Source organism: Pseudoxanthobacter sp. M-2 (assembly GCF_046156265.1).
Classification (GTDB): domain Bacteria; phylum Pseudomonadota; class Alphaproteobacteria; order Rhizobiales; family Segnochrobactraceae; genus CAMDHY01.
Window position 1 is genome coordinate 33,102 of the sequence record NZ_JAWDIR010000005.1, and the last position, 12,235, is coordinate 45,336.

12 protein-coding genes are annotated in these 12,235 nt (G+C 70.9%); 2 read left to right on the forward strand and 10 right to left on the reverse strand.

Annotated elements, in window-relative coordinates:
* Positions 1–981, reverse strand: a complete 981-nt coding sequence (locus tag RUR49_RS03515) for an aldose epimerase family protein (protein ID WP_409144903.1) — start codon at positions 979–981, stop codon at positions 1–3.
* 185 nt (positions 982–1,166) lie between these two features.
* On the opposite strand from RUR49_RS03515, the gene RUR49_RS03520 reads away from it, so the two are divergent.
* Positions 1,167–1,721, forward strand: coding sequence for a GNAT family N-acetyltransferase (locus RUR49_RS03520; protein WP_409144904.1), 555 nt, complete (start codon positions 1,167–1,169; stop codon positions 1,719–1,721).
* A 17-nt stretch (positions 1,722–1,738) separates the two neighbouring features.
* Here the strand turns inward: RUR49_RS03520 and RUR49_RS03525 are convergent, their stop codons facing one another.
* The 7 genes from RUR49_RS03525 to RUR49_RS03555 all read right to left on the reverse strand — a co-directional run bounded on the left by RUR49_RS03525 (position 1,739) and on the right by RUR49_RS03555 (position 8,825).
* Positions 1,739–2,353: a LysE family translocator gene (locus tag RUR49_RS03525; RefSeq protein WP_409144905.1), complete on the reverse strand. Its 615-nt coding sequence runs from the start codon at positions 2,351–2,353 to the stop codon at positions 1,739–1,741.
* A gap of 146 nt (positions 2,354–2,499) precedes the next feature.
* Positions 2,500–3,843: a M16 family metallopeptidase gene (locus RUR49_RS03530; protein ID WP_409144906.1), complete on the reverse strand. Its 1,344-nt coding sequence runs from the start codon at positions 3,841–3,843 to the stop codon at positions 2,500–2,502.
* Positions 3,844–3,878: 35 nt separating this feature from the next.
* Positions 3,879–5,342 carry a M16 family metallopeptidase gene (locus RUR49_RS03535; protein WP_409144907.1) on the reverse strand — a complete coding sequence of 488 codons (1,464 nt, stop codon included), beginning with the start codon at positions 5,340–5,342 and terminating at the stop codon, positions 3,879–3,881.
* 353 nt (positions 5,343–5,695) lie between these two features.
* Positions 5,696–6,418: a hypothetical protein gene (locus RUR49_RS03540; RefSeq protein WP_409144908.1), complete on the reverse strand. Its 723-nt coding sequence runs from the start codon at positions 6,416–6,418 to the stop codon at positions 5,696–5,698.
* A gap of 130 nt (positions 6,419–6,548) precedes the next feature.
* Positions 6,549–7,070, reverse strand: a complete 522-nt coding sequence (lspA, locus tag RUR49_RS03545; protein WP_409144949.1) for a signal peptidase II — start codon at positions 7,068–7,070, stop codon at positions 6,549–6,551.
* Between the two features lie 5 nt (positions 7,071–7,075).
* Positions 7,076–8,476, reverse strand: coding sequence for a leucyl aminopeptidase family protein (locus tag RUR49_RS03550; protein WP_409144909.1), 1,401 nt, complete (start codon positions 8,474–8,476; stop codon positions 7,076–7,078).
* 205 nt (positions 8,477–8,681) lie between these two features.
* Positions 8,682–8,825 carry a hypothetical protein gene (locus tag RUR49_RS03555; protein WP_409144910.1) on the reverse strand — a complete coding sequence of 48 codons (144 nt, stop codon included), beginning with the start codon at positions 8,823–8,825 and terminating at the stop codon, positions 8,682–8,684.
* Between the two features lie 186 nt (positions 8,826–9,011).
* On the opposite strand from RUR49_RS03555, the gene RUR49_RS03560 reads away from it, so the two are divergent.
* Complete coding sequence (locus RUR49_RS03560; RefSeq protein WP_409144911.1) at positions 9,012–9,734, forward strand: alpha/beta fold hydrolase; 723 nt, start codon at positions 9,012–9,014, stop codon at positions 9,732–9,734.
* A gap of 34 nt (positions 9,735–9,768) precedes the next feature.
* Here RUR49_RS03560 and RUR49_RS03565 read toward each other — a convergent pair whose 3' ends face one another.
* Positions 9,769–10,533 (reverse strand): hypothetical protein, encoded by a 765-nt coding sequence (locus RUR49_RS03565; RefSeq protein WP_409144912.1) that lies wholly within the window; start codon positions 10,531–10,533, stop codon positions 9,769–9,771.
* A 139-nt stretch (positions 10,534–10,672) separates the two neighbouring features.
* Entirely contained in the window at positions 10,673–12,172 is a 1,500-nt protein-coding gene (locus RUR49_RS03570; protein ID WP_409144913.1) for a phosphomannomutase/phosphoglucomutase, read from the reverse strand.
* Positions 12,173–12,235: the final 63 nt, after the last annotated feature.

Genomic DNA, 12,235 nt, shown 5'->3' on the forward strand with positions numbered 1-12,235 from the left:
TCAGGTCTCCGGCGCGAAGGCGTACTCCGTCACCTGCCGCCAGGTCTCGCCCGGTCGCAGCACCGGCGAGGGGAAGTGCGGCTTGTTCGGTCCGTCCGGGAAGGTCTGCGGCTCGAGGCAGAGGCCGGCGTGCGGGAAGAACGGCACGCCGAGGCCGCCGCCGTCATAGACCTGCAGGCCCGGCGCCGTCGTCCGACAAGTCAGCACGAGCCCGCCGCCGATGACGGTGGCCGCGGGATGCAGCCCGTCGTCCGCGGGCGTCGCGTCCAGCACGTAGTTGTGGTCGAGGCGCGGACCGTCGGCGAGGCGGCGGGGCTCGCGAAGATCGAAGGGGGTGCCCGCGACCGGGGCGATCTCACCGGTCGGGATGAGGTCGGCATCGACCGGCGTGATGTGTGCTGCGTGCACGGCGAGGCGGTGCTCCAGCACGGCGCGGCCGGGCGCCAGCGTGAAGTAGGAATGGTGGGCGAGGCCGACCATCGTCGGCGCGTCGGTGGTCGCCGTCATCGTCACCCTGAGCGTCGCAGGCGCCGCGAGCGTGTAGGTCACGCGCGCCGTCAGCGTGCCGGGATAGCCCTCCTCGCCATCCGGCGAGACGATCTCGAAGGTCGCGGACGTGGCATCGGAGGCTACCAGCCGCCACGGCCGGTGCGAGAAGCCGCGCAGCCCGCCGTGCAGGTGCGTGCGGCCGCGCTCGTTGAGCCCGAGCTGGTAGGTCCGGCCGTCCAGTGTGAAGCGGCCGCCGCCGATGCGGTTGGCGTGGCGGCCGGCGGTGGTGCCGACATAGCCGGGATTGTGCAGGTAGCCGGCAAGATCCGGGTAGCCGAGCACCACCGGCCGCGGCCCCTCCGGCGCCGGAACCGTCAGCGACTGGACCGACGCACCGAACCCGATCACCGTCGCCGCGGTCCCGTCGGCCAGCGACAGCGCGACTGCGGCGATCTCGACGCCGTCGATGGTTCCGATGGTGGAGACGGTCATGGGCGGGTTCCGTGGCGGCCGGATGGCGGCTGCGCCGTCCGGCCGGATCTTTCCGGGCGGCGCAGCCGGCGCGCAGCCTAGAGCGGCGCCGGCAGCCCCGCCAACGGGATTTTACCAACCGGTGAAGACGGTTCGGCTAACCTTGCGGGACCGCCGCGATGGACGGTGGGTGAGGGGAGCACGCCATGACGCGGGCAGGCGCAGCGCCGGACGAGATCGACCCGAAGATCCGGCGGGCGGAGCCGGGCGATCTCGCCGCCATCGAGCGCATCATCTCGGCCGCGTTCACCCCCTACATCCCGCGTCTCGGCCGACCGCCGGGGGTGATGAAGAACGACTATGCCGCCTTCATCGCCGCCGGCGCCGCGTTCGTGCGGATGGGCGATCCGGTGGGGACTGCGGGCGGCGAGCGGCTGAATGGAGCGAGCGACGGCCCGGCCGCGGAACGGGGCAGTGGCGAAGGCCCCGTCGAAGGCGTCATCGTGCTCGTCGACGAGGAGGACGTCCTCTATGTCGACACCCTCGGTGTCGACCCGGCGGCGCACGGCCGCGGCCATGGCCGCGCCCTACTCGACTTCGCCGCTGCGGAAGCGCGCCGTCGTGGCTTTCCGGCGCTCCGGCTCTGCACCAATCTCGTGATGCACGAGAATCTCACCTTCTACCGCCACCTCGGCTGGCGGGAGACCCACCGCGGTACCCAGGCGGGCTTCGAGCGGGTGTTCTACCGCAAGGAGGTTTGATTGGCGGGGCCACGCCCTCAGCCGCGGCGCGCCAGGGCGAGGCCGAGCCCCGCGCCGATCAGCGCCCCGCCCGTCAGCCGGTTGCGCAGTCGCCCGCGCCCCGCGAGTAGCCGACGGCCGCGTCCCGCGAAGACGGCCCAGAGCGAGTCGCCCGCCGCTGCCACGATCACGAACGTCGCAGCGAGCAGCACGAGCTGCGGTCCGGCGGGCTCGGACGGCTCGACGAACTGCGGCAGCAGGGCGCCGTAGAACAGCAGCGTCTTCGGGTTGGTGAACGACACCAGCACGCCGCGCAGGAACGCCGCGCGGTCAGGACGCGCCGAGGGTCCCACGTCCGCAAGGTCGCCCGCCGGGGCCCGCCAGAGGCGCACGCCGAGGAAGACCAGATAGGCGACACCGATCCAGCGCAGCCATTCGAAGATGTCGGCCAGCACCGTCATCGCCGTCGCCATCCCCGCGACGACCAGCGCCAGTTGCAGGACCATCGCGGCCGAGGTGCCGGCCACGGTCACCAGTCCCGCGCGCGGCCCGCGCGCCAGGGCGTTCGCGACGATGAGCGCGACGTTCGGGCCCGGAATGGCGACCAGCACCAGCACCGCCGCCACGAAGCCGAGATAGAGATCGAGGGACATGCGGCCGCTACCACAAGCATTGCGGCGGCGAGTGTGGGCGCCTCACGGCCAGCGGCGCAAGACGGTCCGTCGACACATCAAAGAAAGGGGCGTCCTCCGGTGGAGACGCCCCTTCACATCACCAGTCTCAGGCGTCTGACGCCCCGTCAGGACGCCTTCGGGCCGACCGTCACCACCGTCAGGTCGCCGGCGTCGAGCAGGCGCTTGGCGACGCGGCGCAGGTCTTCGAGCGTCACCGCCTCGATCAGCGCGTTGCGCTCGTCGATGTAGCTGGCGTCGAGGCCGTCGAGCTGCAGCCCGACGAGCTGCGAGGCGATCTTGCCGGACGAGTCGAAGCGCAGCGGGAACGAGCCGGTGAGGAAGCGCTTGGCGTCGGCGAGCTCCTGCTCGCTCGGGCCGGTGGTGGCCATCCGGCGCACTTCCGTCTCGATCAGCCCGACCACCTCGGCGGTCTTGTCGGCGCTGGTGGAGGTGCCGCCGGCGAACACGCCTGCCTGATCGTAGGGCAGCAGGTAAGTGTAGATCGAGTAGGCGAGGCCGCGCTTCTCGCGCACTTCCTCGAACAGCCAGGAGGTGAAGGTCCCGCCGCCGAGGATGTGGTTCATCACGAAGGCCGGGATGAAGTCCGGGTCGCTGCGCAAGAGCCCCGGGCCGCCGAAGCGGATCACCGTCTGCGGGCTCTCGAAGGTGTCCTCGGCGCGGGCGCCCGACTTCGGCGCCGTCGGCGGCACCGGCGTCAGCTCCGCCGTCTGCGGCAGGCCCCCGAAGGTCTTGTCGAGGAGGGGTGCGAGCGTCGCCGCGTCGATCGCGCCGACGACGCCGATGACGAGGTTGTCGCGGGCGAAGGCGCGGCCATGGAAGGCGGCGAGGTCGTCGCGGCCGAGGGCCGTGACGGTCGCCTCGGTTCCGTTCGCCGGGCGTCCGTAGGGGTGGCCGGCGAAGGCCGTCGACGCCCACAGGCGGCCGGCGATCGAATCAGGGTCCCGCTCGCTGCGGCGCAGCGACGAGATCGCCTGGGTGCGCATCCGCGCGATCGGCTCGGCGTCGAAGCGGGGCGCGGTCAAAGCGAGGCGCAGCAGATCGAAGGCGGCGTCGCGGTTCTCCGACAGCGTCGTCAGCTCGCCGTGGAAGGCGTCGCGTCCGGCGTCGAACGACAGGCGGACGTTGAGGTCGGCGAGGCGGGCCTGGAAGGCGCCGGAATCAAGGTCGCCGGCGCCCTCGTCGAGCATCGTCGACAAGAGGTTGGCGACGCCTTCCTTGCCCTCGGGGTCCTGGACGGAGCCGGCCCCGTCGAAGGCGAAGTCCATGGCGATCAGCGGCACGGTGTCGTCGGAGACGAGCCAGGCCTCGATGCCGCCGGGGCTGACCACCTTCTCGATGGTCATGGCGGCGGCGGGGCCGGCCCACAGGAAGGCGGCGGCCATGACGGGCAGCGCCGCGCGCGTCGCCGGACGGGCGAGACGGGAGACGAGATGCACGATGTTGGACATGAGGATCATCCGATGCGTGCGGAAACGGGATTGCGTCACGACTTCGACGGCGTGGCGGCCGGCGGCGTCGCCGGGCCTTCACCGCCGCCGTCGGCGGCGGTGGCGGCCGCCTTGGGCAGCAGCCGACCGATGACGGCGCGATCCGGGTCGAGGCGCTGCGCCGCGGCCTTCACGGCGTCGGCGTTGACCGCCTCGATGCGCGACGGCCACGTCTTGGCGTCCTCCACCGTGCCGCCGGTCGTCAGCGCGACGCCAAAGATGCGGGCGAGGGTGGACTGGCTGTCCTGGGCATAGACCGCGTCGGCGACGATCGTGCGCTTCGCCCGCGCCAGTTCCTCGTCGGTGACGCCGTTCGCCGCCACGTCGGCGAGCACGGCCAGCAGGCGCGCTTCCATCGCCTCGACCGTCTGGCCATCGCGTGGCACCGCGTAGAGGGTCACCTCGCCATCGTCGAGATTGGAGCCGCGATAATAGGCGCCGGCCGACACCGCCGGGCCGTCGTCGCGGACGAGCTGGCGATAGAGCCGGCTGGTCGAACCGCCGCCGAGGACCTCGGACAGCACCTCGAGCGCCTCCGCCTCGCCAGGCTCGCCGGTCGCGTAGCTCGGGGCGGTCCAGGCCATGCGCGTGCTCGCCTGGGCGACGCGCTCGTCGGAGAGCGTGACGACGCGCTGGGCGGGCAGCGACTGCACCTGCGGCCGGATGCGCGGGCCGGGTTCGGCGCGCCGCGCCACCTTGCCGTAGGTCTCCTCGGCGAGCTTGCGAACCTCGGACGCATCGACGTCGCCGGCGACGACGAGGACGGCATTGTTGGGGGTGTAGTAGCGGTCGTAGAAGGCGATCGCGTCGTCGCGGTTGAGCTGCTCGATCTCCGAGCGCCAGCCGATCACCGGCACGCCGTAGGGATGGTTGACCCAGAGCGCGGCGTCGAGGGCTTCGCCCAGCTGGGCGGAGGGCTCGGAATCGGTGCGGCTCGAGCGCTCCTCCAGCACCACCTGGCGCTCCGGCAGAACCTGCTCGTCGGTGAGCACCAGGTTCGCCATGCGGTCGGCCTCGAAGCCCATGACGAGGGGCAGCTGCTCCTTGGCGATGCGCTGGAAATAGGCGGTGTAGTCGTTCGAGGTGAAGGCGTTCTCCTCGCCGCCGACGTCGGCGACGGCTTTCGAGAACATGCCCTCGGGATGAGTTTTGGTCCCCTTGAACATCAGGTGCTCGAGGAAGTGGGCGATGCCCGACTTGCCCGGCTGCTCGTCTGCCGAGCCGACCTTGTACCAGACCATGTGGGTGACGACGGGGGCGCGGCGGTCGGGGATGACCACCACCTGCAGGCCGTTGTCGAGGGTGAAGCTCTCGGCGGCGGGGGCGATCTCGGCGGCGGCGAAAGCTGCGCTGGTGAACGCGAGCGACGGCACGAAGCCGGGGCCTGACAGGCCGGAAAAGGCGAACGGCGCCGTCGCCAGCAGGGCGACCACAGCGAGGCGGCGGATGGGATTCGTCACGGGGCGATCTCTCCACGCGGAAGGGGACGGTGCGGTACACGGCCGCCATTTGGGCGGCGCGGCGCGCGTCCTTGGCCAACGGTATAGGCGCCGGATCGGCGGCGACCACTGAACATTCGGTAATGTTGCGGGTCGCGGCGCATCGGTCGCGCCTCGAGGGGACGCACGCTCATCTTCCGCCCGACGACGGCGGCGGGCAGCCGACCGGTTGACGCTGGCGGCAAGTCATCGCAGGCCGGACAACGCATCCGGTGTCCGCGACCGTCGGGACCTGTCGCTCGACGGTGGGCCGAAGCAGGGCCGTCTAAGGTCCCGAATCTCGCGACGCGTTGCCGACGTCGGAACGAAGCTGGTCAGTTGCCGGCGACGCCCGGGATCTGGCGGTTCGCCATGCGCGGATCGCCGATGCCGTCATTGACCGGCTTGCCTTCCGTCGGGTCGGCGGGCATCGCCGCCGTCGCGGCCGGGGTGCGATACTCCTCCGGCGGCTCGATCAGGTACTTACGCGTCGGCGCCTGGCCGATGTCCGGGCCACCGGAGCTCGGCGAATTCACCTTCAGCGTCTGCAACTCGGTCTGGGTCAGGCGTTCCCCGCCGGTGCGCTTCGTCGAATCCGTATTGTACGCCTGTGCCCCCGCCAGGCCACCACCCGGGATGCGGCCGGCCTGGACTTCCGCCGAGGTCAGGCGGTCGCCGGAGTGCATCGCCTCGCGCAGCACCTCTCCCGGATCCTTCTGGCCGGCAGCGCGCGACGCCGCCGCGACTTCCTCCGGGTTCGTCGGCCACTCCGTGCCGGCGGTGGCGCCGGGGCTCGATTCCGGCGGACGCAGGTCCGTCGAGGGCGGCACGACGATCGGTGAGCGCGGCGCATACTGGATCGAATTGGACGGCGGATCGACGATGCCGGCGCCGGTGAGCAGCCGATGCATCAGCGGCTGGCCCTCCTGGGTCTGCGCCGACGTGCCGTCGTCGTAATAATCCTGCGGCCCGCCGACGCAGCCGGCAGCGAGGCCGCCGAGGGCGAGAATTGCGAGCGCACGGGTCGTCAGCGCGCGGGTCGTCTTCGTGATCGCCATGCCGGACTTCACCGTTCCGCTTCGTCCACCGCAGCGCCAACGGCGCCGGACGTACTCTTCTCCGACGCTTGCGACGCCGGGATTCGACGGCGCCATCAAGACACCGGTTTTGCGGCAGCTTTGGGACCGCTCAGTCCCGTCCGTCCGCCCGCTCGCCCGTTCGTCCGCCGCGCAGCGCCTCGAGCACGATCAGCGCCGCCCCGGCGACGATCGCCGCATCGGCGACGTTGAACACGTACCACGAGAAATCTGCCACATGAAAATGAACGAAATCGACAACGGCGCCGTAGACGACGCGATCGACGCCGTTGCCGACAGCACCACCGACGACGAGCCCGAGGGCGATCGCCGACAGCCGGCTCGTCGTGCGCACCATCCAGGTGGCGAGTGCGATGGTGGCGACGACGGTGACGCCGACGAGCAGCCAGCGGCCGAGGTCGGAATCCTGCTGGAACAGCCCGTAGGAGACGCCGCGGTTCCACACCAGCACGAAGTCGAGGAACGGCGTGATCCGGATCGGACCGGTCGCCTCCAGCGCCAGGTCGTCGAGCACCCAGAGCTTGGTGGCGAGGTCGACGATGAACACCAGCGCCGCGACGCCGATGCCGACCTTCAGATGCGGGCCGATGCCGCGCCGCGCCGCGCCGTCCACAGCGCTCAAGCGCCCGCCCCGTAGCGCGCCTTGAAGAGGGCGTAGAGGGCGCGTGCCGAATGGGCCTCGCCGCCCTCCGGCCGGCCGGGCTTCGCCGACGGCACCCAGGCGAAGACGTCGAGGTGGGCCCAGGTCTTCGCCTTCTCGACGAAGCGCGACAGGAACAGCGCCGCGGTGATCGAGCCGGCGAAGGCGCCGCCGGAGATGTGGTTGATGTCGGACACCTTGGAGTCGAGCATCTTCTCGTAGGGCCGCCACAGCGGCATCCGCCACAGCGGGTCGCCGACGGCGGTGCCGGCCGCCAGCAGCGCCTCGGCGAAGCCGTCGTCGTCGGTATAGAGCGGCGGCAGGTCGGGCCCGAGCGCCACCCGCGCCGCCCCGGTCAGCGTCGCGAAGTCGACGATCACCTCGGGCGCCTCCTCGTCGGCCAGCGCCAGTGCGTCGGCGAGGATGAGGCGGCCCTCGGCGTCGGTGTTGCCGATCTCGACCGTGATGCCCTTGCGGCTCCGATAGACGTCGCCCGGCCGGAAGGCGTTGCCGGAGATCGAATTCTCCACCGCCGCCACCAGCAGCCTGAGCCGCACCGGCAGGCCGGCGTCCATGATCATGTCGGCGAGCGCGATCGCCGCTGCGGCGCCGCCCATATCCTTCTTCATCAGGAGCATGGAGGCGTCGGGCTTGATGTTGAGGCCGCCGGTGTCGAAGGCGACGCCCTTGCCGACCAGCGTCACCTTCGGGTGCGCCGGATTGCCCCAGGTGAGGTCGACGAGGCGCGGCGCCCGCGTGCTGGCGGCGCCGACGGCGTGGATGAGCGGGAAGTTCCGGGCGAGCAGGTCCTCGCCGACGATCGTCTCGAAATCGGCGCCGTGGCGCTCGGCCAGCGCGCGGACGGCGTCGGCGATCTCCGCCGGCCCGAGATCGTTCGCCGGCGTGTTGACGAGATCGCGGCCGCGGAAGACCGCATCGGCGATGCGGGCGATCTCCGCCCCGTCGGCGCCCTCCGGCAGGACGAGCCGTGGCGCCGTCTTGCGGCGGCTGCGGTAGCGCTCGAAGCGGTAGGAGCCGAGCGCGAAGGCGAGGGCCGCGGCCGCCGGATCTTCGAAGCCGGACGCGAGCGTGTAGGTGCCGGCCGGCAGGGCAGTGGCGAGCACACCGGCGGCGAGCGGGTCGACGGCGGGGATGCGCCCGGCGGCCTGCGGCTTGCCGAGACCGAGCACCGCGGCCACCGGCCGGCCGGTCTCGCCCGGCAGCGCCACGACCGCCCCGGCGCCGGCCTCGAAGCCGGTGGCGGCGAGCCAGGCGGCGGCGGCCGGCGGCAGCCGCGCCGCCAGCGCCTCGATCCCGTCCGGGCGCACGGCATGGACGGGGACCGCATCGGCGGTCGGCGGGGCGAAGCAGTCTGGCATGGGGCGGGTTCCGGCGCGGCGGGGAGGGCGTGTCGCGGCGGAAGGTAGAAAGCGGGCGGCCCCTCGGCAAGCGCCGTCGCGCATCGCGGACCGGGCAGAGGAAGCCGCGGTGCGCTCGGCCGGGACGGGGAGGGCCTGCGATGGGCCGCTGGACGGGGAGGGGAGGGGGAGCGTGCTCAGGCCCGCGCAGCGGGCCGTCAGGGCCTCAGAAGAGGTAGCCCATCAGGTCGACGATCGGGCCGCCGACGGCGACCAGCGCCACCAGGATGGCGGTCGCGATCAATCCGGCGACGAGGCCGAACTCGGCCGTCGCGCGCTGGGCGGTCACCGGCTTGACGCGGGCCTGCATGCCCCTGATCCCTGTCTTGCGCTCGTGCATCCACGACCTCTGGCGCCGTCGCCGTCGTTGCGGTCTGCCCCGGAGCCGTGCAGCATCCTCGCCGCCGCCCCTTGCCAGCACGTTAAGGCCGCCAGATCGCCGCCGCGGGGCTGCGACAGGGTTAACGGGGGGTTGTCGGGGGAGTGGAGGCCAGGCTTGCTTCAGCGACGGCTCGTCCTGCTGCCCGGTCTCGACGGGTCCGGCCGGCTGTTCGGACCGTTCAGCGATAGCGTCTCGGACTTCCTCGAGCCGACGCCGCTTGCCTATCCGCCCGATCGTCGGTGGGGTTACGACGACCTTCTGCCATTCGTGATCGCGCGGCTGCCGCCCGGCAGCAGTATCGTTCTCGGCGAGAGCTTCTCCGGGCCGCTGGCGGTGATGCTGGCGGCCGCGGCGCCCGGCCGCGTCGCAGCCGTCGTGCTCGTCTCCAGTTTCACGCACCTGCCGGTGCCCCGGGCCTTTGCGACCCTCGCCCGGTGGGCCCCTGCCTCCCGCTCTCCGGCAGGTGTCATAGAGTTCGTCCTCACGAGCTCCGGCACGCCGCCGGCGATGCGCGACGAACTGCTGCGGCAAGTCCGGTCGCTCTCGCCACGACTGGTGGAGCGCCGCCTGCGAGCGGTCTTCGAGACCGATACGGCCACGATGCTTGCCGGCCTTGCCTGCCCTGTTCTCGCCATCCACGGGCGCGGGGATCGCCTCGTCCCGCTCTGGTGGGCGAAGCGTGATCTCGGCCGCCACCGGACCGTCGCGTTCCGGGTCGTCGAGGGACCGCACATGCTGCTCCAGACGTCGCCAGGGGCCGTCGCAGCGGTCCTTCTCGACTGGAGCGGATCGGGCGCGAGGACCGCCTCGCCTCGCGATGGCAGAGGTACAGGCTGACGCCGCCCGCGCGTGGTTCGGCGCGCGAACGTGCTCAATTGTCGAGGGCGAGGAGAATACTGGTGTCTGTCACCCAGCCGACGACCGGCTCCTTCGCGCCGCCGGTGGCGGTCACGAACACGTCCTTGCACTTGGGCTGCGCATTCATGGCCGCCTTGGCGTCACGCAGGCTGCGATCGCGACCCACGAACCCGAGCCGCGTGACCTTCTCGCCGAAATCGACCCGCTTCATGAGATCGCCGAGGGTTGCCGCCGGATCGGGTGCCGTCTGTGTGTCCACCTCCGGCGGCGAGCGGAACTGCGCGATGAGAGAGCCGTGGACCATCGCGGCGGCGCTGCCGTCGGCGTTCAGGATCGGCAGTCGCGTCACGTTGGCCTTCACCAGTAGCGCCTCGAGTTCCGCCAGGGGGACGGTCTTCAAGTCCTGATCCGCCTTCAGGTCGAAGGTGGTCATCTCCCCGCGCGGGATCATCTTGTCGACGACTTTCACCCCGTGGAGCTTATCGTCCGGCGTCAGCCGCTGGATCGTCTGCTGCAGGGATCGCGAAGCCGACTCGAAGTTTTCACGGGAGTAGAAGAAGGCGAGCAGCGTTCCCACCCAGGTTCCGACGAGGGTTGTTATAGTCGTGAACACAAGCTCAGCGCTGAAAGCCTTCGTCATAAGCGTATAGATTGCGACAAAGGCGAGCAGCCCGAACGAGGCGCCGAGGACCAGGAAACCGAAGGTCCGCTGCGATTTGGCGTGTGCGAGGGCGATGGTCGCCTGATGTTCCGCGCTGGTAGCTGCTGTCTCCGACATTCGAAAGCCTCCCCCGCTGGCCCCCGGCGCTTGGCACCGTGAGATCGGGATTAAAAGCCTATCGGAAGGGTCACGCAACCAAAAATTGACATATCTGATTACATTGCATCTAAAAGTTGTAGTCATGGGAGCGCCGCCCTCAGATCGTCTGGTTGTACGCCCCCACCTCGGCGTTCTCGCGCAGCACGCCGTCCACCGCTGCGAACATCTCCCGCATCCGTGCCTCGGACACCGGGCTCTCCACGACCACCACGAGCTCCGGCTTGTTGGACGACGCCCGCACCAGGCCCCAGGTGCCGTCCTCCGTCGTCACCCGCACGCCGTTGACGGTGACGAGGCTCGCGATCGGCTGGCCGCCGACCGGCGCACCGGCCGCCTGCAGCGCCTCGAAGCGCGCCAGCACCCGCTCCGCCACCGCGTACTTCACCTCGTCGGCGCAGTGCGGCGACATCGTCGGCGAGCCCCACGTCTTCGGCAGCGCCCGCTCGAGGTCCGACAGCGACTTCTCCGGGTTGCGGTCGAGCATGTCGAGGATGGCGATCGCCGAAACGAGCCCGTCGTCGTAGCCGCGTCCGATTGGCGCGTTGAAGAAGTAGTGGCCGGACTTCTCGAAACCGGCGAGCGCCTTGGTCTCATTCACCCGCCGCTTCATGTGCGAGTGGCCGGTCTTCCAGTAGTCGGTCGTCGCGCCGGCCGCCGCGAGCACAGGGTCGGTGGCGAACAGCCCGGTCGACTTCACGTCGACGACGAAGCGGGCACCCGGGTGCTCGTGGGCGAGGTCGCGGGCGAGCATGACGCCGACCTTGTCGGCGAAGATTTCCGCCCCGGTGTCGTCGACGACGCCGCAGCGGTCGCCGTCGCCGTCGAAGCCGAGGCCGACGTCGGCGCCCGTCTCCAGCACGGCATCGCGCATGGCGTGCAGCATGTGCAGGTCTTCGGGGTTCGGGTTGTAGCGCGGGAAGGTGTAGTCTAGCTCGGTGTCGAGCGGCACCACGTCGACGCCGAGCCGCTCCAGCACCTCCGGCGCAAACGCCCCGGCCGTGCCGTTGCCGCAGGCGCAGACGGCGCGCACCCGCCGCTTCAGCCTGGGCCGGCTGGTCAGGTCGTCGATGTAGCGGGCGCGAAAACCCTCGACGAAGCGGTAGCCGCCGCCAGTCCGCGTCTGGAAGGCGCCGGTCAGCACGATCTCCTTCAGCCGCCCCATCTCGTCGGGCCCGAAGGTGAGCGGCCGGCTCGCCCCCATCTTGACGCCCGTCCAGCCATTCTCGTTGTGCGAGGCGGTGACCATCGCGACGCACGGAACGTCCAGCGCAAACTGGGCGAAATAGGCCATCGGCGTCATCGCGAGGCCGATGTCGTGCACCTCGATGCCCGCCGCCATCAGGCCGTTCACCAGCGCCTGCTTGATCGAGGCCGAATAGGACCGGTAGTCGTGGGCGGTGACGAGCTCGGGCCTGACGCCGAGCTCGTGGATCAGCGTGCCGAGCCCGAGCCCCAGCGCCTGCGCCCCCATCAGGTTGAGCTCGGAGCCGAACAGCCAGCGCGCGTCGTACTCGCGAAACCCCGTCGGCTTCACCATCGGCTCCGCCTCGAAGGCGTAGGTGTTCGGCACGAGAAACGGCTTCGGCGTCGGGAACATGCGGTGGGGCTCCTGCGTGCGACGGAGAGGATGTGCCTGTCGGCCCCCACTCCCAGCCCTCCC